This is a genomic window from Streptomyces sp. NPDC053493, from assembly GCF_044544825.1.
Classification (GTDB): domain Bacteria; phylum Actinomycetota; class Actinomycetes; order Streptomycetales; family Streptomycetaceae; genus Streptomyces.
In genome coordinates this window covers 242,798-269,602 of the sequence record NZ_JBITXS010000010.1, presented here as the reverse complement: position 1 = coordinate 269,602, position 26,805 = coordinate 242,798, and the positions used below count along the sequence as shown (strand labels likewise).

Below are 26,805 nucleotides of genomic sequence, written 5' to 3'. Positions count from 1 at the left end.
GGTCCGGTCCTCTCTCGGGCCTCAGGCCTCGTCGGCCGTCAGGGCCAGCTCGGCCTTCTCGGCCTCGTACGCGAGCAGGTTGAGCAGGTAGTCGCCGTAGCCGCTCTTGGTCAGCGGCTCGGCGAGCGCGCGCAGCCGCGCGTCGTCGATGAAGCCGGCGCGCCAGGCGGCCTCTTCCAGGCAGCCGATCTTCATGCCCTGGCGCTCCTCGACCACGCGGACGTACTCGGAGGCCTGCACGAGGGACTGGAAGGTGCCGGTGTCCAGCCAGACGGTGCCGCGGTCGAGGACCGAGACCTGGAGCTCGCCGCGGTCGAGGTAGTGCTTGTTGACGTCGGTGATCTCCAGCTCGCCGCGGCCGCTGGGCTTGAGGCCCTTGGCGATCTCGACGACCCGGCTGTCGTAGAAGTACAGGCCGGGCACCGCGTAGCGGGACTTGGGGTTCTTCGGCTTCTCCTCGATGGAACGGGCGACGCCGTTCTCGTCGAAGTCGACGACGCCGTAGGCGGTCGGGTCGGAGACGGCGTGGGCGAAGACGACACCGCCCTCGGGCTGCGCGTACTTCGCCAGCTGACGGCCGAGGCCGACGCCGTGGAAGATGTTGTCGCCGAGGATCAGGGCGACCGGGTCGTCACCGATGAATTCCTCGCCGATGACGAATGCCTCGGCAATTCCGTTCGGGTGCTCCTGCGTGGCGAACTGGATGTCCAGGCCGAAATCGGACCCGTCGCCCAGAAGCCGCTCGAACTGGGGCCGCTCCTCGGGCCCCGTGATGATCAGAATCTCCCTGATGCCCGCCATCACGAGCGTCGACAGGGGGTAATAGATCATCGGCTTGTCGAAGACCGGCATCAGCTGCTTCGACACGGCTCGGGTGATCGGCCACAGTCGGGAGCCGGTACCACCGGCAAGCAAAATTCCACGCATGGGCACGCAGCCTACGGCAGGCCCGCGGGGCCGCTCACCATCCCGGCCGTCATCACCGCCGTGAGAACGGCCACGGAACGGCGCGCGAAGCCCAGCCCATAGAATGGTGGCTCTTATGAAGATTCTCGTCACCGGCGGCGCCGGGTTCATCGGTTCACAGTTCGTGCGGGCACTGCTCTCCGGAGAGCTGCCCTCGGGTGAAGGCGCCCAGGTCACCGTCCTGGACAACCTGACGTATTCGGGCAACGAGGCCAACCTCGCCCCGGTGGCGGACAAGCCCGGCTACACCTTCGTCCACGGCGACATCCGCGACTACGCGGTCGTCGACGACGCCATGCGCGGCCAGGACGCGGTCGTGCACTTCGCGGCCGAGTCCCACGTGGACCGCTCGATCCTCGACTCCTCGCCCTTCGTCACCACGAACGTGCTCGGCACCCAGGTGCTGCTCGACGCCGCCAAGCGGCACGGCGTCGGCCGGTTCGTGCACGTCTCCACCGACGAGGTGTACGGCTCGATCTCCGAGGGCTCGTGGACCGAGGACTGGCCGCTCGCGCCGAACTCCCCGTACTCGGCCTCCAAGGCGGGCTCCGACCTGCTGGCCCTCTCGTACCACCGCACGCACGGCATGGACGTCGTCGTGACCCGCTGCTCCAACAACTACGGGCAGTACCACTTCCCCGAGAAGATGATCCCGCTGTTCACCACGAACCTGCTGGACGGGAAGAAGGTGCCGCTCTACGGCGAGGGCCTGAACATCCGCGACTGGCTGCACGTCTCCGACCACTGCCGTGGCATCGAGATGGTGCTGCGCGGCGGCCGCGCCGGTGAGGTCTACCACATCGGCGGCGGCACCGAGGTCACCAACAAGGAGCTCACCGGTCTCCTCCTCGACGCCTGCGGCGCCGGCTGGGACATGGTCGAGCACGTCGAGGACCGCAAGGGCCACGACCTGCGCTACTCGCTGTCCATCGCCAAGATCCAGGAGGAGCTCGGCTACACGCCGCAGGTCACCTTCGAGCAGGGTCTCGCCGACACCGTCCAGTGGTACCGCGACAACCGCGCCTGGTGGGAGCCGCTGAAGGCGAAGGCGGCGCTGTCCGCATGAGCCGCTGGCTGATCACCGGTGCGGCCGGGATGCTCGGCCGCGACCTCACCGAGGTCCTCACCGAGGCCGGCGCGGACGTCACCGCGCTGACCCGCAAGGAACTCGACATCACCGACGCCGAGGCCGTCCGGGCCGCCGTCGCCGGCCACGACGTGGTCGTCAACGCGGCCGCCTGGACCGACGTCGACGGCGCCGAGACCGAGGAGGCCGCGGCCACCCGGATCAACGGCGACGGCCCGCGCGTCCTCGCCGCGGCCTGCGCCGACAGCGGCGCCGTGCTGCTGCAGGTCTCGACGGACTACGTCTTCCCGGGCGACGCCACCGAGCCGTACCCGCACGACGCCCCGACCTCCCCGGTCAACGCCTACGGGCGGAGCAAGCTGGCCGGCGAGCAGGCGGTCACCGAGCTGCTGCCGGAGCGCGGCTACGTGGTGCGGACGGCCTGGCTGTACGGCGCGCACGGCCGCAACTTCGTGTCGACCATGCTGGGCCTGGCCGCGCAGCGCGAGACCGTCGACGTCGTCGACGACCAGCGCGGCCAGCCGACCTGGACCCGCGCGCTGGCCCGCCAGCTGCGCGACCTCGGTGAGGCGGCCCTCGCGGGCAGCGCCCCGGCGGGCGTCTACCACGGCACGGCCTCGCAGACGGCGACCTGGTTCGACCTGGCCCGGGCGGCCTTCGAGCTGACCGGCCTGGACCCGGAGCGGGTGCGGCCGACCACCTCGGAGAAGTTCGTACGGCCCGCGCGCCGGCCCTCCTTCAGCGTGCTGGCGCACGACCGGTGGGCCGAGGCGGGCGTCGCGGTCCAGCCGCACTGGCGCGACCAGCTCGCCGAGGCTCTGGTGACCATGGCACCGGGCGGTTCCGGCGCGTGAGTCTGCTCGACCGCATCACCACGGCCCTGCCGCGCGGCACCGCCTTCGTGGGTGTCGGCACCGCGCTGCTCGGCGGGGCCAACTACGTGCATCTCGCGGCGGCGGGCCACTCGCTCTCCGTCGACGACATGGCGAGCTTCTCCGTGCTGTGGACGGTCGTGGCCTCCATAGGTCTCGGCCTGTTCTTCCCGGTCGAACAGGAGATCACCCGGGTGGTCGCCGCGCGGGTGGTGGCCGGCGACGGCGCGCTGCCCGTGCTGCGGCGCGGCGCGACGCTGGCCTTCGGGCTGCTCGCCGTGGTCCTCGTACCGCTCGCGCTGTTCGCGGGACCGCTCGCCGACCTCTTCTTCCACGGCGACCGCGGTCTCGTGGCCGCGCTCGGCGGCGCCTTCGCGGCGCTGGCGTGCTCCTACGTGACGCGTGGCGTGCTGGCCGGGCTCGGCCGGTTCGAGGCGTACGGACTGCAGCTGGGCCTCGACGGTCTGTTGCGGATCGTGCTGTCCGTGGCGCTGGCCGTGGCCGGTGTCACGTCCGCGTTCGTGTTCGCGGCCGTGATGACGGTGGCGCCGCTGATCGCGGTGGTCGTCACCCTGCCGCCGGTGCTGCGCGGGGCGCGGCCCGGGTCGACGGCGCAGTGGGGCGCTCTCGTCGAGCACCTGGGGCTGCTGATCGGCTCCACGCTGCTCGCGCAGGTGCTCGTGAACATCGCGGTGATCAGCACCAAGCTGATCGCGACGGACGACAGCGCCCTGGTGGCGGCGCTGCTGTCGGCGCTGGTCCTGGCGCGGGTGCCGCTGTTCGCCTTCGGCGCCTTCCAGGCCTCGCTGCTCGCGGGTCTGTCGACGGCGCAGGCCGAGGGCGACACGGCGGGCTACCGGCGGATGCTGCTGCGGGCCTGCGGGATCACGGCCGGCCTCGGCGCGGTCTTCGGGATCGGCGCGGTCGCGCTGGGTCCCGTGCTGCTGCCGGTGCTGTTCGGTTCGCCGGACGTGCTCGGGCCGGTGGACTTCGCGTGGCTGGCGCTCGGCACCGTCCTCTACATGCTGGCGATGGTGCTCGGCCAGGCGCTGCTCACGAGCGGCGCGGCGCGTCTTCAGCTGGTGGCCTGGATCGTGGGTACGGTCGTCCTCGCGGCGGTCACTCTCAGTCCTCTGGAGCTGCGCAGCAGGGTCGAAATCGCCTACGCTGTGGGGTCGCTCGCGGTGGTCACCTGCATGACGGTCGTTCTTCGCTCTCGTGTAGGCTACCGTTCGGTGCACTCATAGGAATGATCACCATTCCCTCACTCTCCGTGACCATCGCGGCGGACAGTGGACTGCAATTCGGTGGCTCCTTCGCCAGCCGCCCATTCTTGGAAGAGTAGACAGGGCCTTTCCATGAGTCGTCCGATACACCGGAGCCTGGCGTGAAGTTGTGGATGCTGACTTCGGTCACCGGAGTCTTTCTCGTCGCGTGCATCATCGAGCTGCTGCGCCGTCGCAAGCTCAAGGAGAAGTACGCGTTCCTGTGGGTCCTCACCGGACTCGTGATCATTCCGCTCGGCTTCTTCCCGAGCGGCCTCGACTCGGTCGCCCGCGCCGTCGGCGTCCGCTCCGGCGTCAGCCTGCTCCTCTTCCTCAGCGTCGCCTTCCTCTTCATCGTCTGCCTCCAGCTGAGCTGGGAAGTGGGACACCTGGAGGAGGAGGGCCGCACCCTTTCGGAGGAAGTGGCCCTGCTCCGGATCGACGTGCAGGAGCTGCGCACGCAGCTCGCCGAGCAGACGCAGGGCGGGGAGACGGCCGACCGGGCCGGTCAGGGGAGCACCAAGTGATCGACGGCAAGCGCGTACTGATCATCATGCCCGCGTGGAACGAGGCCGAGGGCGTCGCCGACGTCATCAAGGAGGTCCACACCACGCTTCCGGGTGCCGACGTCCTGGTCGTCGACGACGGCTCGGCCGACGACACCAGCCGGGTGGCCCGCGCCGCCGGCGCGACCGTGATGACCCTCCCGTACAACCTCGGCGTCGGCGGCGCGATGCGAGCCGGCTACCGCTACGCGCACGACCGCGGCTACGACGTCGCCATCCAGGTCGACGCCGACGGCCAGCACGACCCGCGCAACGTCCCCGAGCTGCTCGCCCGCCTCGACGCCGGCGCCGACCTCGTGATGGGCGCCCGCTTCGCCGGCACCGGCGACTACGAGACCCGCGGCCCGCGCAAGTGGGCCATGGTCGTGCTCGCCTTCTGGCTGTCGCGGATGGCGAAGACCAAGCTCACCGACGTCACCTCCGGCTTCCGCGCCTCCAACCGCGACCTGATCGACGTCTTCGCGCACTGGTACCCGGTCGAGTACCTGGGCGACACGGTGGAGTCCTCCATCGCCGTCGTCCGGGCCGGCTACCGCATCGAGCAGGTGCCCGTCGCCATGCGCCCGCGCGCCACCGGCACGCCGAGCCAGTCGCCCTGGAAGGCGACGCTCTACCTGGGCCGCATCGGCATGATCCTGCTGCTCGCGCTCAGCCGCCGCTCGGCCCTCGGCCCCAAGAGGAAGGCCAAGTGACCGCGGTGCAGACCCTGGACATCATGCTGCCGCACTACGGGGACACCGCCCTCATGCAGGCCGCGGTGCGCAGCGTCCTCGACCAGACCGACAAGGACTGGCGGCTGACCGTCGTGGACGACGGCAAGGAGCCGGGCGTACCCGAGTGGTTCGCCTCCCTCGGCGACAGCCGCGTCCGCTATCTGCGCAACGAGCAGAACCTCGGCATCACGAAGAACTTCCGCAAGTGCGTGGACCTCGTCGAGTCCACCCACTTCAGCATGCTCGGCAGCGACGACCTGCTGCTGCCCAACTACGTCGCGACGATGCGCGCCGCCGTCGCGGCCCATCCCCACGCGGCGATCTACCAGCCCGGCGTCGACGTCATCGACGAGCACGGCAAGCCGGTCACCACCCTCGGCGACGAGGTGAAGAAGCGCCTGTACGCGCCGAAGCGGACCGACCGCCGACTGGTGCTCTCCGGCGAGTCGCTCGCCGCGAACCTGCTCGGCGGCAACTGGCTCTACTTCCCCTCCATCGTGTGGCGAGCCGACGCCGTCAAGGCCGTCAGCTTCCGCGAGGACCTGTCGGTGATCCAGGACCTGGCCCTGATCATCGAGCTGATCCGGCGCGGCGAGAAGCTCGTCGTCGAGCCCACCACCACGTTCCACTACCGGCGTCACTCGGGCAGCCTGTCCTCCGCCGAAGCGGTCACCGGCGCCCGCTTCGGAGAGGCCGTACGGTTCTTCCACGAGGTCGCCGACGACCTCGACCGGCACGGCTGGCCGAAGGCCGCCCGCGCCGCGCGTCGGCACCTTTCGATGCGGCTGCACGCGCTGACAATGGTTCCGGGGGCGCTGCGCCACGGCCAGTCGAAGACCATACGCACCCTCCTCGGCTACGCCCTGTCCACGAGCCAGCGCTGACCCGGCGGTCACGGCCCTGTCTCCCACGTCAGATTCCACGGTATTGAGATGACACAGACGCAACCCTCCTCCGGTTCCGAAGCCCCCCTGTTCAGCATCATCGTTCCCACCTACAAGGTGCAGGCGTTCCTGCGGGACTGTCTGGACTCGGTGCTGGAGCAGTCGTTCCGGGACTACGAGCTCCTGGTCGTCAACGACTGCTCGCCGGACGGTTGCGGTGAGATCATCGACGACTACGCCAAGGCCGACTCCCGTGTCGTGGCGATGCACCTGGAGCAGAACGTCGGCCTCGGCCGGGCGCGCAACGCCGGCATGGCCCGCGCCAAGGGCAGGTACCTGCTCTTCCTCGACAGCGACGACACGATGCTGCCCGGCTCGCTCCAGGCCATCGCCCGCCGCATCGCCGAGTCCGACGACCCGGACCTGGTGATCTTCGACTACTCCCGCACCCACTGGGACGGCCGCGTCACGCCGAACGCCCGTGCCGACGTGCTGGCCAAGGCCGCCCAGCAGGGCGTCTTCGCGCTGAAGGACCAGCCGGAGCTGCTCAACCTGCTGCAGGTCGCGTGGAACAAGGCGTACCGCCGGGACTTCGTCGAGCAGTGGGGCTTCCAGTACCCGTCGGGCTACTACGAGGACACCCCCTGGACCTACCCGGTCATGATCGCGGCGGAGACCATCGCCGTCCTCGACCGCGTCTGCGTCTACTACCGCCAGCGGCGCCAGGGCAGCATCCTGCACAGCACCAGCCGCAAGCACTTCGACGTGTTCGACCAGTACGACCTGGTCTTCAAGTTCCTCGCCGACAACCCGCAGTTCGAGGAGTACCGGGCCGCGCTCTACGAGCGGATGGTCAACCACTTCCGCGTCGTGGACGTCTCCCCCGGCCGCCTCCCCGACGACTCGCGCGCCGAGTTCCGCCAGCGCTGGGCCGAGGCCGACGCCCGCCACCGCCCGCAGGGCCACACGGCGCCCAAGCCCAAGGGCCAGCTGATCACCGGCAAGGGCCGCGAGAAGGCCCGCAAGACGGTCCGCTCGCTGCGCGCCAAGAAGTCCGTGCCGGCCAAGCTGAAGAAGAAGCTGCGCAGTCGTCTGCTCCAGGCCTACTACCGGGCCCAGCGCATGCTGCCCGTCCAGCAGGACGTCGCCGTCTTCGCCGCGTACTGGAACGGGTCGTACTCCTGCAACCCGGCCGCCATCCACCAGAAGATGACGGAACTCGCCCCCGGCATGAAGGCGGTGTGGGTCCTCAAGAACGACGCCACCAGCCGGCCGCCGAAGGGCGTCCCGACCGTCCACCCCGGCTCGCTCGGGTTCTGGAAGGTCATGGCGCGCGGCAAGTACTTCGTCAACAACGTCAACTTCCCGCCCAGCGTGGTCAAGCGCCCCGGCCAGGTCCACCTCCAGACCCACCACGGCACCCCGCTCAAGCGCATGGGCGTCGACCTGGCGGAGTACCCGGTCGGCCGCCGCGGCATGAACCTGGTCCGCCTGATGGACCGCGTGGACCGCTGGGACTACAGCCTCACCTCCAACAGCTTCTCCACCGCCGCCTGGGACCGCGCCTACCCCTCGTACTACGAGGCGCTGGAGTACGGCTACCCGCGCAACGACCAGCTCGTGAACGCGACGGCGGCGGACGTGGCCGCGGCCCGCAAGAAGCTCGGCCTGGCCGAGGACACCCAGGTGATCCTCTACACGCCGACCCACCGCGACTACCACGACGCCCCGAAGCAGATGCTGGACCTGGAGCGCTTCGCCGAGGCCCTCGGCGACGGCTTCACGCTCCTGGTGCGCGCGCACTACTTCTACGACCAGAGCCTGCTGGCGTCCGGTTCGAGCGGCAGCGCCCGCCTCGTCGACGTGAGCGCACACCCCTCGGTCGAGGAGCTGTACCTCGCCGCGGACTGCCTGCTGACGGACTACTCGTCGGTGATGTTCGACTACGCGAACCTCGACCGGCCGATCGTGATCTACGCGAACGACTGGGAGGTGTACCGCACCACCCGCGGCACCTACTTCGACATCACCGTCGACTCCCCCGGCCTGACCGTGCAGACCGAGGCCGAGCTCACCGAGGCCTTCACCTCCGGCCGCTGGAACAGCGCCGAGTCGGACGAGGCCCGCGCCGCCTTCCGCAAGACCTTCTGCGAGTTCGACGACGGCCGGGCGGCCGAGCGCGTGGTCCGCAAGGTGTTCCTCGGGCAGGACGAGGTCCCGCCGGTGCTGCCGCTCGACGAGCGTCCCGTGCCGCCGCGTCCGGGCCGGCAGGAGCTCTCCGAGGCGACCAGGCCGCGCGACCGCGAGACCGTCTGAACCGACTAGTCTGTTCGAACGTTCCGAACGTCCATCCCCGATCAGCCCAGCGGAGCCGAGTTGAAACTCCCGCGCAACGCCTTTCTCAGCAAGCAGTGGGAGAGGATCCCGGAGAAGCGCCGACTGCCCGTCGCGGTCTACGCGACGACGCAGATCCTCTTCCTGCTGTGGTGGGCGGCGTTCTTCCCCGGCGCCCTGAGCTACGACTCGATCACCTATGTGTGGCACGTCACCACCAACCACTGGGAGTCCAACCACTCGGTGGCCTACGACTCCCTGGTGTGGCTGTCCCTCAACACCACGGGTGATCTGTGGATCCTGACGCTGGCGCAGACCGTCGTGGCGTCGGCGGTGCTCGCCTACTGCTCCGTCACCCTGCGGGAGTGGGGTGTACGGCAGCGGTGGGCGGCCGTCGCCGCGTCCGTGCCGGCGCTGCTGCCGCCGACGGCCGTCTTCATCATCTTCGTGTGGAAGGACGTGCCGTTCGTCCTCGGCGCGATCCTGGCCTTCGGCGCGGCGGGCCGGCTCGCCGCCCGGCGGGCCCGCGGCCGGCAGGCCGTCCGTGACCGCGACTTCTACCGCACGGTCGGGCTGCTCTTCCTGGGCTTCCTGATGCTCGCGGTGTTCCGCAACAACGGCATGCTCGTCGCCGTCGTCGCCGCGCCGATCCTGCTGATCGCGCTGCCGTCGATGCGGCGTTGGGTGCTGGCGGCGACCGCCGTGCCGGTGCTGATCTTCGGCCTGCTGACCAGCGTGATCTACCCGGCGGCCGGCGTGAAGACGCCGCCGAAGGACGCGGTGTACGCCTTCTTCTACGCGGACATCGCCGTCGCCTACGGCCAGCACCCGGGCTACTTCACCAAGGAGGACAAGGCGCTGATGTCCTCCATCGCGCCGCTGTCCCACTGGGGCGGCCACGCCGCCAACTGCTACAACGCGGACTGGGCGATGGAGTCGCCGCCGATGAACCGGCCGCTCGCCGCCCAGCGCAACGACGAGCTCATGGCGCTGTGGAAGCGGGTCCTGAAGCGGACGCCGGACCTCGTCATCGGCGCGCGGGTGTGCCGGGCGCACATCGCGTGGGCGATCTTCCCGGGCCCGAAGGAGCTGCGGGCGGACACGCTGCTGAGCGACCCGAAGACGTCGAAGACGCTCTTCAGCTACCTCAAGTGGAACGAGGACATCAAGCACAGCCCGTACCGGCCGAAGCTGAAGATCCGTCCGCTGTCGGAGCCGCTGCACAGCGTCGCGGACTTCTCGTGGCGCGCGTTCAAGGTGCCGCAGCTGCAGTGGCTGCTCTTCCGCGGCGCGATCTGGTGCTACGCGACGTACGCGATCGTGCTGCTGTTCCGCCGCCGCACCAAGGCGAAGGGCACGCTGGCGCTCCTGTCGGTCACCCTGGGCCTCCAGCTCACGGTCCTGGCCGCGAACCCGGCGCCGCTGTGGCGCTACATGATCGGCCCGATCTTCATCGGCATCCTGACCCTCCCGCTGCTGCGCGCGAAGCCCCGCTTCGACGCGCGGCCGGACGAGAAGCCGGCGGCCTCGCCGCAGGAGTCGGAGAAGCAGGACACCGACGCGGACCCGGACCCGGAGCCCGCACCGGCCACGGTCGCCTGACCGCCCGGCACCGGCACGACGACGGGCCCCGTCCTCCTCTCGCGAGGAGGACGGGGCCCGTCTGCCATACCCGACCCTGACGCCGGAGCACCCAGATCCGACGCCGCAGGCGGCCCCCGCCGGGGGGACGAACGGGGGCCGTCGCCGTCCGCGTACCCCGAGCCACACGATGCATGCCCGGCCTGCCGCCGAAAAATAGGGAACGGGCCCCCGCCGGGACGAGAGGGCCCGACCGGAGGCCCGCGAAGCTCCTGGAAGCCGTGAGAACGGCGCCCGTGGCGCCGGACTCCGTCCGGCGACGCGAAGGGCCCCCGCCGGGACGAGAAGTCCGGCAGGGGCCCGTCGTGGAGGCCGTTAGAACGGGTTGAACTCGTCGAACTCGCGCTGGGCGTCGTCGCGCTCCGCCTCGCGGTCGCGGCGGCGCTGGGCGGCCGGACGCGGGGCCTCGAGACGGTGGTCCTCGCCGCGGCGGCCGAGCATCTCGGCGCCGGCGACCATGGAGGGCTCCCAGTCGAAGACGACCGCGTTCTCCTCGGAGCCGATCGCTACGCCGTCGCCGGCACGGGCGCCGGCCTTCATCAGCTCGTCCTCGACGCCGAGGCGGTTGAGCCGGTCCGCGAGGTAGCCGACGGCCTCGTCGTTGTTGAAGTCGGTCTGGCGGACCCAGCGCTCCGGCTTCTCGCCGCGCACGCGGTAGACGTCCTCGTGCTCGTCGTAGGTGACGGTGAAGCCGGCGTCGTCGACCGCCTTCGGGCGGATGACGATCCGGGTCGCCTCCTCCTTCGGCTTGGCCGCGCGCGCCTTCGCGACGATCTCGGCCAGGGCGAAGGAGAGCTCCTTCAGGCCCGTACGGGCGACCGCGGACACCTCGAAGACGCGGTAGCCGCGCTCCTCCAGGTCCGGGCGGATCATGTCCGCGAGGTCCTGGCCGTCCGGGATGTCGATCTTGTTGAGGACGACGACGCGCGGGCGGTCGTCCAGACCGCCGTACTGCTTCAGCTCCTCCTCGATGACGTCGAGGTCCGTGACCGGGTCGCGGTCGGACTCCAGCGTCGCCGTGTCGAGGACGTGGACGAGCACCGAGCAGCGCTCGACGTGCCGCAGGAACTCCAGGCCCAGGCCACGGCCCTGGCTGGCGCCGGGGATGAGGCCGGGGACGTCGGCGATGGTGTAGACGGTCGAGCCGGCCGTGACCACGCCGAGGTTCGGGACGAGCGTCGTGAAGGGATAGTCCGCGATCTTCGGCTTGGCGGCCGACAGGACGGAGATCAGCGAGGACTTGCCGGCGCTCGGATAGCCCACCAGCGCCACGTCGGCGACCGTCTTGAGCTCCAGGACGATGTCCTCGAGGTCGCCGGGCTCGCCGAGCAGCGCGAAGCCGGGCGCCTTGCGGCGGGCGGAGGCCAGCGCCGCGTTGCCGAGGCCGCCGCGGCCGCCCTGGGCGGCGACGTACGTGGTGCCCTCACCGATCAGGTCGGCGAGCACGTTGCCCTTCTTGTCGAGGACGACGGTGCCGTCGGGCACGGTGAGGACGAGGTCCTGGCCGTCCTTGCCGGAGCGGTTGCCGCCCTCGCCGGGCTTGCCGTTGGTGGCCTTGCGGTGCGGCGAGTGGTGGTACTCGAGGAGCGTGGTGACGGACTGGTCGACGACCAGGATCACGTCACCGCCACGGCCGCCGTTGCCGCCGTCCGGGCCGCCGAGCGGCTTGAACTTCTCCCGGTGGACGGAGGCGCAGCCGTGGCCTCCGTTACCCGCGGCGACATGCAGTTCGACGCGGTCCACGAAGGTGGTCATGGTTCTGTGCCTCCAGAAAAACTTATGGGTGGGAATGTCTATCTAGTAACACGCGAAAGGCGGACCCGCTTCCCTGGTCGGGAAGTGAGGTCCGCCTCACGCGAAGTGTCCGATCAGGCGACCGGAACGATGTTCACGACCTTGCGGCCACGGAAGGTGCCGAACTGCACCGAACCGGCCTGCAGGGCGAACAGCGTGTCGTCGCCACCACGGCCGACACCCGAGCCCGGGTGGAAGTGGGTGCCGCGCTGGCGGACCAGGATCTCACCCGCGTTGACGACCTGACCGCCGAAGCGCTTCACGCCGAGCCGCTGGGCGTTGGAGTCGCGACCGTTCCGGGTGGACGATGCGCCCTTCTTGTGTGCCATTGCTCAGTCCCTCTTTACTTCGCGGCCGTCGGGATGGACGTGACCTTGATCGCCGTGTACTGCTGACGGTGACCCTGGCGACGGCGGTAGCCGGTCTTGTTCTTGTAGCGCAGGATGTCGATCTTGGCGCCCTTGTGGTGGTCCACGACCTCGGCCTGGACCTTGATGCCCGCCAGGACCCACGGGTCGCTGGTCACGGCGTCGCCGTCGACAACGAGCAGGGTCGAGAGCTCGACCGTGTCGCCAACATTGGCGGTGGAAATCTTGTCAACCTCGACGATGTCGCCGACAGCAACCTTGTGCTGGCGACCACCGCTGCGCACGATGGCGTACACGCGGATCTCTCTCTCACTCGGAATTCGGGACCTCTGATGCCAGCCGCCCACGCGGGCCGAGGGCCTGCGGCGATCCGGGATCGGACGAGCGGCCTCTCCCGGCGGACCGGGAGGGAGGTGCTCAGAGGTGTGGCGCGCATCAGACACGCCGACGGTCTAGGTTACGGGCGGGCCCCGTAAGGGGTCAAATTCCGGCGGGCCCGGCGGCCTCGGCCGTCGCGGCGGCCTGGGCCGTCGCCTCGGTCTCGGCGACGAAGCCCTTCAGCCAGGCGCGGAAGTCCGGGCCGAGGTCCTCGCGCTCGCAGGCCAGCCGCACGATGGCCCGCAGGTAGTCGCCGCGGTCACCCGTGTCGTAACGCCGGCCCTTGAAGACGACACCGTGCACCGGGCCGCCGAGGCGCTCGTCGGCGGCCATCTTCTGGAGCGCGTCGGTGAGCTGGATCTCGCCGCCGCGGCCCGGCTCGGTCCCGCGCAGCACGTCGAAGACGGCCGGGTCGAGGACGTAACGGCCGATGATCGCGTAGTTGCTGGGCGCCTCGGCCGGGTCCGGCTTCTCGACCAGGCCGGTGATGCGTACGACGTCGGCGTCGCCGGTCGGCTCGACGGCCGCGCAGCCGTAGAGGTGGATCTGCGCCGGGTCGACCTCCATGAGCGCCACGACGCTGCCGCCGGACTCGCCGAGGACCTCCAGCATGCGGGCGAGCAGCGGGTCGCGCGGGTCGATCAGGTCGTCGCCGAGCAGGACGGCGAAGGGCTCGTCGCCGACGTGCGGGGCGGCGCACAGGACGGCGTGGCCGAGGCCGCGCGGGTCGCCCTGGCGTACGTAGTGCATGGTGGCGAGTTCGCTGGACTCCTGGACCCGTGCGAGGCGCTCCTCGTCACCCTTGCGGGTGAGCGCCTCCTCCAGCTCGTAGTTCCGGTCGAAGTGGTCCTCGAGCGGGCGCTTGTTGCGGCCCGTGATCATCAGGACGTCCGAGAGCCCCGCCGAGACCGCCTCCTCCACGACGTACTGGATCGCCGGCTTGTCGACGACCGGCAGCATCTCCTTCGGCGTCGCCTTGGTGGCGGGAAGGAAGCGCGTGCCGAGACCGGCGGCCGGGATGACTGCCTTGCGCACGCGGGGAGTGGGGGTGTTGTTCATCGGGCTGGTTCCTGGTTTCCGATCCGGGGGCAATGCCGTGTGGACCGTCCTCGGCGGGAGGACGGTCCACACGGGTCACGTCGGGGACTGGGTCAGTCCTGCGCGGGAGCGGCGGTCTTCTTCGCCGCCTTCTTCGCCGTCGTGGTCTTCTTCGCCGCGGTCTTCTTGGCCGCCGCCGTCTTCTTGGTGGCGGCCTTCTTCGCGGTGGCCTTCTTGGCGGTCTTGCGGGCCGCCTTCTTGGCCGCCGGAGCCGTGGCCTCGGCGGTCTCGGCCTCGGGGGCCGCGGCCTCGGAGGTCTCGGCGGTCTCGGCCTCGGCCGGGGCGGCGGAAGCCACCACGACCACGGCGGCCTCCTCGGCACCGGCCGGCGCACCGGCGGGAGCGGTGGCCTTGCGGACCACCCGGCGGCGCGCCTTCGGCGGGGCGGCCACGGGGGCCTCCTCGGCGACGGGCTCGGCGACCGGCTCGGCCGCGGGCGCCTCGGCGACGGCCGGGGCCTGCTCGGCGACGACGGTCTCGACCACGGTTTCCGCGGCGGCCGGCTCGGTGGAGACCACCGGGGCCGACACCTTACGGGTGGCACGGCGGCGGCCACGAGGCGCCGGAGCGGCCTCCTCCTCGGCCACGGCCGGCTCGGCGACGGGCTCCGCCTCGGCCTCCGGCTTCGCCTCGGGCTTCCCGGGCTTCGTCTCCGGGACGACGACCTCGAAGGTCTCCGTCTCGGTCACGGCCGGCGAGGACACCGGCGCCGACACCCGGCGGGTGGCACGGCGGCGGCCACGACCGCGCGTGGCGGCCGCCTCGGCCTCCGCGACGCTGCCGTACAGCTCCTCGTCCGGGGCGATCGGCTCGGGCAGCGCCACCGGCGCCGCGAGCTCCGCCGCGACCTCGGCCTCGGTCTCGACCTCGGTGCCGGCCGCGGCCTCCGCCTCGGCCGGGGCCTCAACGGCCTCGTGCTCGTGGACGTGCTCGTGCTCGGCACCGCCGCGGCCGCGCTTCTTCGAGCGCTTGCCGCCGCCACCGCCGCCGTGCGTGGCCGGCTGCTCCATGTGGACGATGACACCGCGGCCGTTGCAGTGGACGCAGGTCTCCGAGAACGACTCCAGGAGGCCCTGGCCGACCCGCTTGCGGGTCATCTGCACCAGGCCGAGCGAGGTGACCTCGGCCACCTGGTGCTTGGTCCGGTCCCGGCCCAGGCACTCCAGGAGGCGGCGCAGCACCAGGTCGCGGTTGGACTCCAGGACCATGTCGATGAAGTCGATGACGACGATGCCGCCCAGGTCACGCAGGCGCAGCTGCCGGACGATCTCCTCGGCCGCCTCCAGGTTGTTCCTGGTGACGGTCTCCTCGAGGTTGCCGCCCTGACCGGTGAACTTGCCGGTGTTGACGTCGACCACGACCATCGCCTCGGTCTTGTCGATCACCAGCGAGCCGCCGGACGGCAGCCAGACCTTGCGGTCCAGCGCCTTCATCAGCTGCTCGTCGATCCGGTACGTGGCGAAGACGTCGACCTCGCTGGTCCACTTGGACAGCCGGTCGGTGAGGTCCGGGGCGACGTGGTTCACGTAGCCGTGGATGGTCTCCCAGGCGTCGTCACCGCTGACGATGACCTTGGAGAAGTCCTCGTTGAAGATGTCGCGGACCACCCGGACGGTCATGTCCGGCTCGCCGTACAGAAGGGTCGGGGCGTTGCCGCTCTTCGCCTTCTTCTGGATGTCCTCCCACTGCGCCTGCAGCCGCTCGACGTCACGGCGCAGCTCGTCCTCGCTCGCGCCCTCGGCGGCGGTGCGCACGATGACGCCCGCGTCCTCGGGAACGATCTTCTTGAGGATGCTCTTCAGACGCGCGCGCTCGGTGTCCGGGAGCTTGCGGCTGATGCCGGTCATCGAGCCCTCGGGCACGTACACCAGGTAGCGGCCGGGGAGGGAGACCTGACTGGTCAGACGGGCACCCTTGTGACCGATCGGGTCCTTGGTGACCTGCACCAGGACCGACTGGCCGGACTTCAGGGCGCTCTCGATGCGGCGCGGGCCGTTGGCCATGCCGAGCGCCTCGAAGTTGACCTCGCCGGCGTACAGGACCGCGTTGCGGCCCTTGCCGATGTCGACGAAGGCGGCCTCCATGGACGGCAGCACGTTCTGGACCTTGCCCAGGTAGACGTTGCCGACGTACGAGGTGGCCTGCTCCTTGTTGACGTAGTGCTCGACGAGCACGTTGTCTTCCAGGACGCCGATCTGGGTGCGCTCACCGTTCTGGCGGACGACCATCACCCGCTCGACGGCCTCGCGGCGGGCCAGGAACTCGGCCTCGGTGATGATCGGGACGCGACGGCGGCCCTGCTCACGGCCTTCACGGCGGCGCTGCTTCTTGGCCTCCAGACGGGTCGAGCCCTTGATGGACTGCACCTCGTCGGACGGCTCGGACTTCTCACGGGCCGGGCGGGGCTCGCGGACCTTGACGACCGTGCGGACGCCGTCCTCTTCGGTGGTCTCGGCCTCGGCGCTGTCACCGCTGCGGCGGCGACGGCGACGGCGACGGCGGGAGCTGCTGGAGCCGCCGACCGCGCCCTCGTCCTCGGTCTCCTCCGCCTCGTCGGCCTCGGCCTCCTCGGCGTGGGGCTCCTCGCCCTCGTCCTCGGCCTCGGTCTCCTCGGCCTCGGTCAGCTCGCCACGGCGACGGCGACGGCCGCCACGGCGGCGACGGCGGGACGGGCGGTCCTCGTACTCGTCGGTCTCCTCGGCGCCGGCCTCGGCCTCGACCTCGGCCTCCGCCTCGGGCGTGGACTCGACCTCGGGCTCGTCGGCGACGGTCGCCGGGACGGGCTCGACGGCGACGGGCTCGCCACGGCGGCGACGGCGGCGGCGGGCACCGGTCTCGGCGCGCTCCACGGCCTCGGCGGGCTCGGCGGCCGCGGTGGTCTCCGCCGTCTCCTCCTCGGGCTCCTCCTCCTCGGCCTCGGCGGCCGCGATGATGGCGGCGGTCTCCGGGGTCTGGAACATGGGCTCGGTGAAGACCGGGGCCTGGAAGACCGGGACGGCCGGGCGGGTGGCGCGGCGCGAGCGCGGCGCCTCCTCGGCCGCGGCGGACGGCTCGGCGGTGAACTGCGGCGACGCGGCGCGACGGCGGCCGCGGCCGCGGGTGGCGGCCTGCTCGGCGGCGGCGACGTCGGCGGCGTGCGAGGCGATCTCCTCGACGGTGTCCTCGGGCAGCGCCTCGCCGGAGGTCTCGGCGGCGATCTCGGCGGCCGCGGCCGGGGTGGTCACCTCGGGCGCGGTGGCCTTACGGGTGGCGCGGCGACGGGTACGGGGCGCGGGCGCGGCGGACTCCTCGGCCTGCTCGGCAGCCGGGGCGGACGTCTCGGCGACCGGGGCGGCCGGGGCGGCCTCGGCGACCGGCTCCGGAGTCGCGACGGCACGGGTCGCGCGGCGACGGGTACGGGGCGCCGGAGCGGCGGGCTCCTCGGCCTGCTCGGCAGCCGGAGCGGCCGTCTCGGCAGCCGGGGTGCTCTCGGCGGCCGGGGCGGTCTCGGCGACCGGCTCCGGAGTCGCGACGGCACGGGTCGCGCGGCGACGGGTACGGGGCGCGGGCGCGGCGGGCTCCTCGGCCTGCTCGGCGATGTGAGCCACCTCGGCGGCCGGAGCGACCTCGGCGGTCTCGGCGGCCGGAGCGGTCTGCGGCGCGGTGGCCTTACGGGTGGCGCGGCGGCGCGGACGCGCGGGCGCCGGCTCCTCGGCGGGAGCCGGGGCGGGCTCGACGGCCGGAGCGGTCTCGGTCGTGTCGGTGGCGGCGGCCTCGGCCGTCACCGGCGGGCCGGCCGGGCGGGAAGCGGCGCGGCGCCGACGGCGCGGCGGCAGCTTGTCACCGGGTGCGTTGTTGTTCTCGTTCTCTTCGGGCTGTTCGAGCATGCGGGCGGTTCTCCCGTCACGCTCCCGGGCGCCGCGTCTGGTTCCGGTCCGGCGGCACGGACGCGCGTGAAGCGCGGTGCCGCCGTCCGGGGCGCGGGCGCCGCACGGGAGCTCAGTGTCTGGCTCGCCGGTTCCGTACGCCCTGTGCGTACGGCCTGGCGAAAGTCTCCTGGTGTCAGTGCGCTGCCCGACCCAGGTGGCTCCCGAGTACCAGGGCGGCGCTACAACGACCGCTCCCTACGCGGTACCGACACCCGGCGCCGTCGCTGAGGCGGTCGCGGCGGCCGTGGATGGAGCGGCCGTGGCTGCCTCGCGGTCGGGCGCGAGCGGGTCGGTCACCGTGCCGGACTCCTCGTCGAAGAGCCCCTGCGCCAGCCTGGTCACCGCAGCGGGGACCGGCGGCGCCAGGTCGGCCACAGCTCGGAGACCGGACAGGACGTCGTCGGGTCGCACGGCAGGTGTCACGTGCCGAACAACCAGCCGCAGTATCGCACAGGCGCTGTCCAGCGGCCTATCACCCTGGGGATCGCCCGGGGCCGGGCCGGCGGTCAGCTCGACGACGGCCTCGCGGGTGTCGAAGGTGCGCAGGCCGTTCTTGGTCTTGCGCTGTACTTCCACCGTCTCGGCCGCGAGAAACGCCTCGACGGCCTTCCGCGCGTCCTCGACGTCCACACCGTCGAGCCGCAGCTCCCACACGGAGGCGGTGAGCCGGTCGGCGAGACCGGAGGTCCGGGCCTCGACGGCGTCGACGATGTCGAGACCGCTCGGCATCGACTCGTCGAGCATCGCCCGCAGAGCCTCCGGGTCACGGGTCTCGGTGAGCGCGATCTCCAGGTATTCGGCCTCGGAGCCCGTACCCGTCGGGGCGGCGTTGGCGTACGACACCTTCGGGTGCGGGGTGAACCCGGCCGAGTACGCCATGGGCACCTCGGCACGGCGCAGCGCACGCTCGAAAGCGCGCTGGAAGTCACGGTGGCTGGTGAACCGGAGGCGGCCGCGCTTGGTGTAGCGCAGTCGGATGCGCTGCACCGCCGGTGCGGGCGGCGGGCCTTCGGGCTGTCGCTTGCCCAGTGGTTCTTCTCCTCGGTGCGGGGCGGGCGCGGGTGGCGCACCGCCCTCGAAATGCGGTGGTGCCCCGGGGGACCCGCCCGGCTCACCCCCGCGTCTGCGGGGAGATCTCGGGTGCGGGCGCCGCGCCGGGAACGTTCGTTGTACTACCCAGAGTACGCGCCCGGGCCACCTCCGGTTCCCCGGGCAGGTCAGCCGAGCCCGCCGAAGAGCGCCTGGCGCACCTCCCGGGCGGCGGCGCGCACGGCCCGCGCGGCGGCGGCGACCGGCCGCCAGACCCAGGCCCGCAGCCAGTGGCCGACCGGAGTGAGGATCACCCGGTACACCCAGGCGAGGGGCCGGCCGACCACGTTCCACAGCACCCAGCCGATCACCCGCCCGACGGCCCGCGAGACCCGCCCGGCCACCTCCCAGGCCCAGGCGAGCGCGGCACCGACCGCCCGGCCGACGGGCGCGAGCACCTGCCGCCAGAGCCAGGCCAGCGGCGTGACCAGCAGCAGGTCCACCACCCACCACACGGCCTTGCCGACCGGAAGCAGCACCCAGCGCCAGAGCCAGGCCAGCGGTGTGACCACCAGCAGGTCGATCAGCCACCACAGGGCCCGGCCGACCGGCACGAGCACCCACTCCCAGAGCCACCGCAGCGGCACCAGGACCAGATGGTGGATCAGCCATCCGAGGGCCCGCCCGAGCGGCGCCAGGATCCACCGCCACAGCTGCTTCAGACACCAGACGAGCGCGTCCCAGACGAGCCGGACGGGCAGGACGACCACCAGGGCGACGGCTCGCGCCACGCCGGTGAGACAGCCCGGGTTTTCCGTGTTCATGCCCGAAACGACGAGACGGCCCGACGAAGGGTTTCCCCTTCGCCGAGCCGTCATCAGAGCGTTACGCGGCTACTTGTTCACCACGGACAGCGGCAGCAGCTTCTTGCCCGTCGGGCCGACCTGGATCTCGGTCTGCATGGCCGGGCAGACGCCGCAGTCGAAGCACGGCGTCCAGCGGCAGTCCTCGACCTCGGTCTCGTCGAGGGCGTCCTGCCAGTCCTCCCAGAGCCAGTCCTTGTCGAGGCCGGAGTCCAGGTGGTCCCAGGGCAGGACCTCCTCGTAGGTGCGCTCGCGGGTGGTGTACCAGGCGACGTCGACGCCGTACTCGGGCAGGGTCTTCTCGGCGCAGGCCATCCAGCGGTCGTACGAGAAGTGCTCGCGCCAGCCGTCGAAGCGGCCGCCGTCCTCGTAGACGGCGCGGATGACGGCGCCGATGCGGCGGTCGCCGCGGGAGAGGAGGCCCTCGACGATGCCGGGCTTGCCGTCGTGGTAGCGGAAGCCGATGGAGCGGCCGTACTTCTTGTCGCCGCGGATCTTGTCGCGGAGCTTGGCCAGGCGCTCGTCCGTCTCCTCGGCCGACAGCTGCGGGGCCCACTGGAACGGGGTGTGGGGCTTGGGCACGAAGCCGCCGATGGAGACGGTGCAGCGGATGTCGTTCTGACCGGAGACCTTGCGGCCCTCGGCGATCACGTTCATCGCCATGTCGGCGATCTGCAGGACGTCCTCGTCGGTCTCCGTCGGCAGGCCGCACATGAAGTACAGCTTCACCTGGCGCCAGCCGTTGCCGTAGGCGGTGGAGACGGTCCGGATCAGGTCCTCCTCCGAGACCATCTTGTTGATGACCTTGCGCATGCGCTCGGAGCCGCCCTCGGGGGCGAAGGTGAGGCCGGAGCGGCGGCCGTTGCGGGTCAGCTCGTTGGCGAGGTCGACGTTGAAGGCGTCGACGCGGGTCGACGGCAGCGACAGGCCGATCTTGTCGTCCTCGTAGCGGTCGGCGAGGCCCTTGGCGATGTCGCCGATCTCGGAGTGGTCGGCGGAGGACAGCGAGAGCAGGCCGACCTCCTCGAAGCCGGTCGCCTTCAGACCGCGGTCCACCATCTCGCCGATGCCGGTGATGCTTCGCTCCCGCACGGGGCGCGTGATCATGCCGGCCTGGCAGAAGCGGCAGCCGCGGGTGCAGCCGCGGAAGATCTCGACGGACATGCGCTCGTGCACGGTCTCGGCGAGCGGGACGAGCGGCTGCTTGGGGTAGGGCCACTCGTCGAGGTCCATGACGGTGTGCTTGGAGACGCGCCACGGCACGCCGGACCGGTTGGGGACGACGCGGCCGATGCGGCCGTCGGGCAGGTACTCGACGTCGTAGAACCGCGGGATGTAGACGGCGCCGGTCTTGGCCAGGCGGAAGAGGACCTCGTCGCGTCCGCCGGGCCGGCCCTCGGCCTTCCACCGGCGGATGATCTCGGTCATGTCGAGCACGGCCTGCTCGCCGTCGCCGATGATCGCCGCGTCGATGAAGTCGGCGATGGGCTCGGGGTTGAAGGCGGCGTGGCCGCCGGCGAGCACGATCGGGTGGTCGACGGTGCGGTCCTTCGACTCCAGCGGGATGCCGGCGAGGTCGAGGGCGGTGAGCATGTTGGTGTAGCCGAGCTCGGTGGAGAAGCTCAGGCCGAAGACGTCGAAGGCGCCGACCGGGCGGTGGCTGTCCACGGTGAACTGGGGCACGTTGTGCTCGCGCATCAGCTCTTCGAGGTCGGGCCACACGCTGTAGGTGCGCTCGGCGAGGACGCCCTCGCGCTCGTTCAGTACCTCGTAGAGGATCATGACGCCCTGGTTGGGCAGGCCGACCTCGTACGCGTCCGGGTACATCAGCGCCCAGCGGACGTCGGCGGACTCCCACGGCTTGACCGTGGAGTTCAGCTCTCCACCGACGTACTGAATCGGCTTCTGCACGTGCGGGAGCAGAGCTTCGAGCTGCGGGAAGACAGACTCGGCAGCAGACATCTCGAACCTTCGTGAGCTGGCAGGGGGGCGACTCTCAAGCGTACCCCGGTGCTCAGTGACCCAGCGCCGCCCGGAGCTTCGGGGCCGCGGCGCGGGCCCAGACCTCGGGCAGCTCGCGTTCGCCGGCCGCGGCGGCGGCCTCCTCGCGGCCGTAGAGGAGTCCCCAGGTGAAGGCGGTCTCGCCGGCGGCGTGGGCCTGGCCGGCGGTCTCCTTCAGGGCGGCGCGGGCGACGACGCTGTCCTGGTGGTCGCCGAGGAGGGACTGGACGGCCTTCACTCGTCGGGAGAAGCGTTTCGCGGGCTTGCCGAGGGTGGGTTTGGCGGCGTCGGCGGCGTAGCGGGCGCGTTTGGCGGCCTTGCGGGCCTCGTGGAGGGCGAGGTCGCGGTCGTGGCCCGGTGGGAGGCCGAGGGCGTGCTCGACGCGGGTGGCGAGGCGGTCGAAGTCCTTGCGGACGGCGCGGGCGAGGACGCGGGGTGCCTCGTGGGTGGCGGCCTCGCGCAGCGGCGGGGCGGCGAGGAGCGCGTCGAGGGTGTCGAGGAGGGCGAGGTGGCGGTCGGAGTCGAGGGCGGCGAGCACGGTGCGGCGGGCGTCTTCGGCACGGCGGGCGGTGCGGCTCGTGAGGCGGGCGCGGGCGGGGCCGAGGAGGAGGGTGTCGGGGAGGTCGTCGAGGCGGGCGGCGAGGCGTTCGGACAGCACCTCTTCGTCGCGGGCGGTGCCGAGCTCGCCGGCGAGCCATGTGAGCTCGTCGGCGACGGGGTCGGTGACGGTGCGGTCGAGCACCTTGCGGTAGGTCTTGAAGGCGCTGCGCAGGCGTCGGCAGGCGACGCGCATCTTGTGGACGGCGTCGGGCAGGTCGCGGCGTACGGCGGGGTCGAGGGTGACGACGGCGTCCACCTGTGTGCGTACGTAGGCGAGCACGGCGGCGCCGGCGGTGCCGTCCTTCGGGGCGTCGTCGTGCGGCGGCCGGTGTCCGGCCGGGCCCGGGCCGGTCTCGTGCAGGGCCCTGGCGAGTTTGGACGGTGCATCGGAGGGGTGGATGCCGGCCTGGGCGAGCTGTTCCTCGACGGCGTCGAGGATACGGTCGCCGGTGTCGTCCAGGCCGTCCGCGAGTTCGACCTCGATCTCGGTCCAGGTGGCGGTCTCGCCGCCGGGCAGGCGGGTGGCGTGGACGGTGTCGTGGGAGATCTCGGCGAGCAGGGTGCCGTCGGCGGCGCGCAGGTGGCGGACGTCGCGGGAGGAGCGGAGGCGGACGACGGGGACGACGTCGGCGTGGCGGACGCGGGAGCGCAGGAGCCCCGCCAGCGAGGCCGGGAGGGTCTCGGAGAGCGGGGCTCTGATCTCGTCGCGGATGCCGACGGCGACGGGGAACTTGAGGTGCCAGCCCTCGTCCGCGCCGCCGGTGCGGCGGCGCAGGGTGAGGGAGTCGGCGGCGAGCCGGAGGTCCGGGGTGTCGTAGTAGAGGGCGTCGAGGTCGGTGACGCCTTCGTGGGTGACCGAGCCGGCCCCGGGCACGCCGGTGAGGTCGGGCAGCTCGGTGTCCCCGGTGGCTTCGTACTTCCGCTCGATCTCGCGTTTCGTCTCGGCCATGCCTCGAATCTAGCGGTCCTCAGGCCGTTATGGGTCGCTGCACCCGGATCGACTGGAGCAGTCCGATGGCCACCCAGACGGCGAACATCGAGGAGCCGCCGTAGGAGACGAAGGGCAGCGGGAGGCCGGCGACCGGCATGATGCCGAGGGTCATGCCGATGTTCTCGAAGGACTGGAAGGCGAACCAGGCGATGATGCCGGCGGCGACGATCGTGCCGTAGAGCTCGGTCGTCTCGCGGGCGATGCGGCAGGCGCGCCAGAGGATGACGCCGAGCAGGAAGAGTATGAAGCCGGCGCCGACGAAGCCGAGTTCCTCTCCGGCGACGGTGAAGACGAAGTCGGTCTGCTGTTCGGGGACGAACTGGCCGGTGGTCTGGGAGCCCTTGAAGAGGCCGGCGCCGAGCAGTCCGCCGGAGCCGATGGCGATGCGGGCCTGGTTGGTGTTGTAGCCGACGCCGGCCGGGTCGAGGTCGGGGTTGGCGAAGGCGGCGAAGCGGTTGATCTGGTACTCGTCGAGCATGCCGAGGGCGGTGACGAGGACGGCGCCGAGGACGCCGGCGCCGATCAGGCCGAGGACCCAGCGGTTGGAGGCGCCGGAGGCGAGGAGCACGCCGAGGACGATGACGGCCATGACCATGACGGAGCCGAGGTCGGGCATCAGCATGACGATGCCCATGGGGAGGGCGGCGAGGGCAAGGGCCTTGGCGACGGTGCGGTGGTCGGGGTGGAGCTGGTCGCCGGCGTCGACCTTGGCGGCCAGCAGCATCGCCATGATCAGGATGATGGTGATCTTGACGAACTCGCTGGGCTGGAGCGAGAAGCCGCCGCCGATGACGATCCAGGCATGGGCGCCGTTGATGGTCGCGCCGAGCGGGGTGAGGACGGCGAGGATCAGCAGGACGGAGATGCCGTAGAGGATCGGCACGGCTCCGCGCAGGGTGCGGTGGCCGAGCCAGACCGTGCCGATCATCAGGGCGAGGCCGATGCCGGTGTTGAGGACGTGCCGGAACAGGAAGTAGTACGGGTCGCCCTGGTTGAGCTCGGTGCGGCCGCGGGTGGCGGACCACACGAGCAGCGAGCCGAGGAAGGACAGGGCGAGCGCGGAGAGCAGGATGGGCCAGTCGAGCCGGCGCAGCGCGGAGTCGCGGGCGGTGAGCCGGGCGAGGGCGCCGCGCCGGGGGGCGTAGCGGGAGACGGAGAAGCCGTGGGGTGCGGTCATCGGTTCAGAGCCTCCCTCGCCGGGTGGCGGGCGGGCCCGCGAGCGGGTCGTCGTCGGGTTTCGCCGGCCGGGTCGGGTCGGTGGCGGGCTGTGTCGGGTCGGCGGGCGGCTGGGTGGCGCCGGCCTTCACGGTCTCGGGGTCGACCTTCTGCGCCTCGGGGTCGTACGGCTTGATCTTCGGCGCGTCGATGGAGCCGTCGGTCTCGATCTTGGGCAGCGCCTTCTGCGGCTGCGGCAGCAGGGCCCGCTTCAGGTCCTGGTTGCCGGCGTCGTCGAGTCCGTACAGCGCGTCGTAGATGTTGCGCACGGCGGGGCCGGAGGCGCCGGAGCCCGTACCACCCTGGGAGATCGTCATGACGATCGCGTAGTCCTTGGTGTACGTGGCGAACCAGGAGGTCGTCTGCTTGCCGTAGACCTCGGCGGTACCCGTCTTGGCGTGCATCGGGATCTTGTCCTGCGGCCAGCCGACCTGGGCGAAGCGCCAGGCGGCGGTACCGCGGGTGGCGACTCCCGCGAGGGCTTCGTCTATCAAGTCGCGGGTCTGGGCGTCGAACGGCAGCCGGCCGTGGGAGGTGGGCCTGATCTCCTGGACCTTCTTGCCGTCGGCGCTGACGACGGCCTTGCCGACGGTGGGGTTCCACAGGGTGCCGCCGTTGGAGATGGCGGCGTAGATGGTGGCCATCTGGATGGGCGTGACGAGGGTGTCGCCCTGTCCGATGGAGTAGTTGACGGAGTCACCGGCGCGCATCAGGTTGCCCTCGAGGCAGTTCTCGTAGGAGAGCTGCTGGACGTAGGTGCCGCCCTTCTTGCCGTTCTTGCACCACCAGTCCTTGTTGGCCTCCCAGAAGCTCTGCTTCCACTGGCGGTCGGGGACGCGGCCGGTGACCTCGTTGGGCAGGTCGATGCCGGTCTCGGCGCCGAGGCCGAACTGATGGGCCGTCTTGTAGAACCAGTCGCCCGGGTTCTTCTTCGGCTTCATGCCGCCGTCCTTGATCCACTGCTGGTGGGCGAGGGCGTAGAAGACGGTGTCGCAGGAGACTTCGAGGGCGCGGCCGAGGCTGATGGGGCCGTGGTTCTGCGACTCGAAGTTCTTGAAGACCTGGTTGCCGATGGAGTACGAGCTGGTGCAGGGGTAGCGGCCGTCGAAGTCGTAGCCGGCGTTGACGGCGGCGGCGGTGGAGACGACCTTGAAGATGGAGCCGGGGGCGGCCTGGCCCTGGATGGCGCGGTTGAGCAGCGGCAGGTTGGAGTCCTTGCCGGTGAGGGCCGCGTAGTCCTTGGCGGAGATGCCGCCGACCCAGGCGTTGGGGTCGTAGTCGGGCTGGGAGGCCATGGCGACGATGCGGCCGGTCTTGGCCTCCATGACGACGACGGCGCCGGCGTCGGCCTTGTAGTTCTCGTTGGTGTTGCGGTCGAAGGTCTTGCGGGCCTCGACCATCGCGTTGTGCAGCTCCCATTCGGCGACCGCCTGGACGCGGGCGTCGATGGAGGTGACGAGGTTGGCGCCGGGGACGGCGGGGTCGGCCTTGGCCTGGCCGATGACGCGGCCGAGGTTGTCGACCTCGTAGCGGGTGACGCCGGCCTTGCCGCGCAGCTGCTTGTCGTAGGTGCGTTCCAGGCCGGAGCGGCCGACCATGTCGGAGCGCAGGTAGGGCGAGTCGCTGTCCTTGGCCTTCTCGATCTCCTGGTCGGTGACGGGCGAGAGGTAGCCGAGGACCTGGGAGGTGCGGGCCTTGCCGGGTGCCGGGTAGCGGCGGACGGCGGCGGGTTCGGCGGTGATGCCGGGGAAGTCCTCGGCGCGCTCGCGGATCTGCAGGGCCTGCTGGGTGGTGGCCTCGTCGGTGACCGGGATCGGCTGGTAGGGCGAGCCGTTCCAGCAGGGCTTGGGCGTCTTGGAGTCGCAGAGGCGGATCTTGTTGACGACGTCCTCGGGCTTCATGCCGAGGACGCCGGCGAGCCGGGTGAGGACGCCCTTGCCGTCGTCCTTCATCTTCATCAGCTCGGTGCGCGAGGCGGAGACCACGAGCCGGGTCTCGTTGTCGGCGAGTGGGACGCCGCGGGCGTCGAGGATGGAGCCGCGGACGGCGGGCTGGACGACCTGCTGGACGTGGTTGTTCTTGGCCTCGTCGGTGTACTCCTTGCCGTTGCGGATCTGGAGGTACCAGAGGCGTCCGCCGAGCGTGGCGAGCAGGGAGAAGACGAGGACCTGGATGACGACGAGCCGGATCTGGACGCGGGGGGTCCGTCCGGTCTCGGGGATGTTGCTCATG

General features: G+C 71.3%; 20 protein-coding genes. 8 read left to right on the top strand and 12 right to left on the bottom strand.

The window, feature by feature from the left end:
* Window positions 1-21 precede the first annotated feature (21 nt).
* Window positions 22-927 (bottom strand): glucose-1-phosphate thymidylyltransferase RfbA, encoded by a 906-nt coding sequence (gene rfbA / locus ACIGO8_RS26715; RefSeq protein WP_399735653.1) that lies wholly within the window; start codon window positions 925-927, stop codon window positions 22-24.
* 115 nt (window positions 928-1,042) lie between these two features.
* Between rfbA and rfbB the strand changes: the two genes are divergently transcribed.
* The 8 genes from rfbB to ACIGO8_RS26675 all read left to right on the top strand — a co-directional run bounded on the left by rfbB (window position 1,043) and on the right by ACIGO8_RS26675 (window position 10,289).
* Window positions 1,043-2,032, top strand: coding sequence for a dTDP-glucose 4,6-dehydratase (gene rfbB / locus ACIGO8_RS26710; RefSeq protein ID WP_399735650.1), 990 nt, complete (start codon window positions 1,043-1,045; stop codon window positions 2,030-2,032).
* Window positions 2,029-2,907, top strand: coding sequence for a dTDP-4-dehydrorhamnose reductase (gene rfbD / locus ACIGO8_RS26705; protein ID WP_399735647.1), 879 nt, complete (start codon window positions 2,029-2,031; stop codon window positions 2,905-2,907). Before rfbB ends, rfbD begins: the two co-directional genes overlap by 4 nt.
* On the top strand, window positions 2,904-4,172 hold the full coding sequence (locus tag ACIGO8_RS26700; protein ID WP_399735644.1) for a lipopolysaccharide biosynthesis protein: 1,269 nt from the start codon (window positions 2,904-2,906) through the stop codon (window positions 4,170-4,172). Before rfbD ends, ACIGO8_RS26700 begins: the two co-directional genes overlap by 4 nt.
* Before the next feature lie 152 nt (window positions 4,173-4,324).
* Window positions 4,325-4,717: a DUF2304 domain-containing protein gene (locus tag ACIGO8_RS26695; protein ID WP_399735642.1), complete on the top strand. Its 393-nt coding sequence runs from the start codon at window positions 4,325-4,327 to the stop codon at window positions 4,715-4,717.
* On the top strand, window positions 4,714-5,448 hold the full coding sequence (locus ACIGO8_RS26690) for a glycosyltransferase family 2 protein (RefSeq protein WP_399735639.1): 735 nt from the start codon (window positions 4,714-4,716) through the stop codon (window positions 5,446-5,448). The genes ACIGO8_RS26695 and ACIGO8_RS26690 overlap by 4 nt, the downstream gene beginning before the upstream one ends.
* Complete coding sequence (locus ACIGO8_RS26685; protein ID WP_399735636.1) at window positions 5,445-6,353, top strand: glycosyltransferase family 2 protein; 909 nt, start codon at window positions 5,445-5,447, stop codon at window positions 6,351-6,353. Before ACIGO8_RS26690 ends, ACIGO8_RS26685 begins: the two co-directional genes overlap by 4 nt.
* Window positions 6,354-6,401: 48 nt before the next feature.
* Window positions 6,402-8,669: a CDP-glycerol glycerophosphotransferase family protein gene (locus ACIGO8_RS26680; RefSeq protein WP_399735633.1), complete on the top strand. Its 2,268-nt coding sequence runs from the start codon at window positions 6,402-6,404 to the stop codon at window positions 8,667-8,669.
* A 60-nt stretch (window positions 8,670-8,729) separates the two neighbouring features.
* The gene (locus ACIGO8_RS26675; RefSeq protein ID WP_399735630.1) at window positions 8,730-10,289 is read left to right on the top strand and encodes a hypothetical protein; all 1,560 of its coding nucleotides are present in this window, start codon (window positions 8,730-8,732) and stop codon (window positions 10,287-10,289) included.
* A 354-nt stretch (window positions 10,290-10,643) separates the two neighbouring features.
* On the opposite strand, the gene obgE is transcribed toward ACIGO8_RS26675, so the two are convergent.
* From obgE to mrdA, 11 genes are all read right to left on the bottom strand, one after another.
* Window positions 10,644-12,083 carry a GTPase ObgE gene (gene obgE, locus ACIGO8_RS26670; protein WP_399735628.1) on the bottom strand — a complete coding sequence of 480 codons (1,440 nt, stop codon included), beginning with the start codon at window positions 12,081-12,083 and terminating at the stop codon, window positions 10,644-10,646.
* A 113-nt stretch (window positions 12,084-12,196) separates the two neighbouring features.
* Window positions 12,197-12,451, bottom strand: a complete 255-nt coding sequence (gene rpmA / locus ACIGO8_RS26665) for a 50S ribosomal protein L27 (RefSeq protein ID WP_030494090.1) — start codon at window positions 12,449-12,451, stop codon at window positions 12,197-12,199.
* Window positions 12,452-12,465: 14 nt separating this feature from the next.
* Complete coding sequence (gene rplU / locus ACIGO8_RS26660; protein ID WP_046905603.1) at window positions 12,466-12,786, bottom strand: 50S ribosomal protein L21; 321 nt, start codon at window positions 12,784-12,786, stop codon at window positions 12,466-12,468.
* Window positions 12,787-12,970: 184 nt separating this feature from the next.
* The gene (gene galU, locus ACIGO8_RS26655) at window positions 12,971-13,927 is read right to left on the bottom strand and encodes a UTP--glucose-1-phosphate uridylyltransferase GalU (RefSeq protein ID WP_399735620.1); all 957 of its coding nucleotides are present in this window, start codon (window positions 13,925-13,927) and stop codon (window positions 12,971-12,973) included.
* A gap of 92 nt (window positions 13,928-14,019) precedes the next feature.
* A complete protein-coding gene (locus ACIGO8_RS26650) occupies window positions 14,020-17,832 on the bottom strand; it encodes a ribonuclease E/G (RefSeq protein ID WP_399735617.1) in 3,813 nt (1,270 codons plus the stop codon).
* 237 nt (window positions 17,833-18,069) lie between these two features.
* On the bottom strand, window positions 18,070-18,861 hold the full coding sequence (locus ACIGO8_RS26645; protein ID WP_399735614.1) for a TIGR03936 family radical SAM-associated protein: 792 nt from the start codon (window positions 18,859-18,861) through the stop codon (window positions 18,070-18,072).
* Between the two features lie 230 nt (window positions 18,862-19,091).
* Window positions 19,092-19,727: a hypothetical protein gene (locus ACIGO8_RS26640; protein WP_399735611.1), complete on the bottom strand. Its 636-nt coding sequence runs from the start codon at window positions 19,725-19,727 to the stop codon at window positions 19,092-19,094.
* Window positions 19,728-19,796: 69 nt separating this feature from the next.
* Window positions 19,797-21,728, bottom strand: a complete 1,932-nt coding sequence (locus tag ACIGO8_RS26635; RefSeq protein WP_399735608.1) for a TIGR03960 family B12-binding radical SAM protein — start codon at window positions 21,726-21,728, stop codon at window positions 19,797-19,799.
* Between the two features lie 52 nt (window positions 21,729-21,780).
* Window positions 21,781-23,316 carry a CHAD domain-containing protein gene (locus ACIGO8_RS26630; RefSeq protein WP_399735604.1) on the bottom strand — a complete coding sequence of 512 codons (1,536 nt, stop codon included), beginning with the start codon at window positions 23,314-23,316 and terminating at the stop codon, window positions 21,781-21,783.
* A gap of 19 nt (window positions 23,317-23,335) precedes the next feature.
* Window positions 23,336-24,535 carry a rod shape-determining protein RodA gene (gene rodA / locus ACIGO8_RS26625; RefSeq protein WP_399735601.1) on the bottom strand — a complete coding sequence of 400 codons (1,200 nt, stop codon included), beginning with the start codon at window positions 24,533-24,535 and terminating at the stop codon, window positions 23,336-23,338.
* A gap of 4 nt (window positions 24,536-24,539) precedes the next feature.
* A complete protein-coding gene (gene mrdA / locus ACIGO8_RS26620) occupies window positions 24,540-26,804 on the bottom strand; it encodes a penicillin-binding protein 2 (RefSeq protein ID WP_399735598.1) in 2,265 nt (754 codons plus the stop codon).
* Window position 26,805 lies beyond the last annotated feature (1 nt).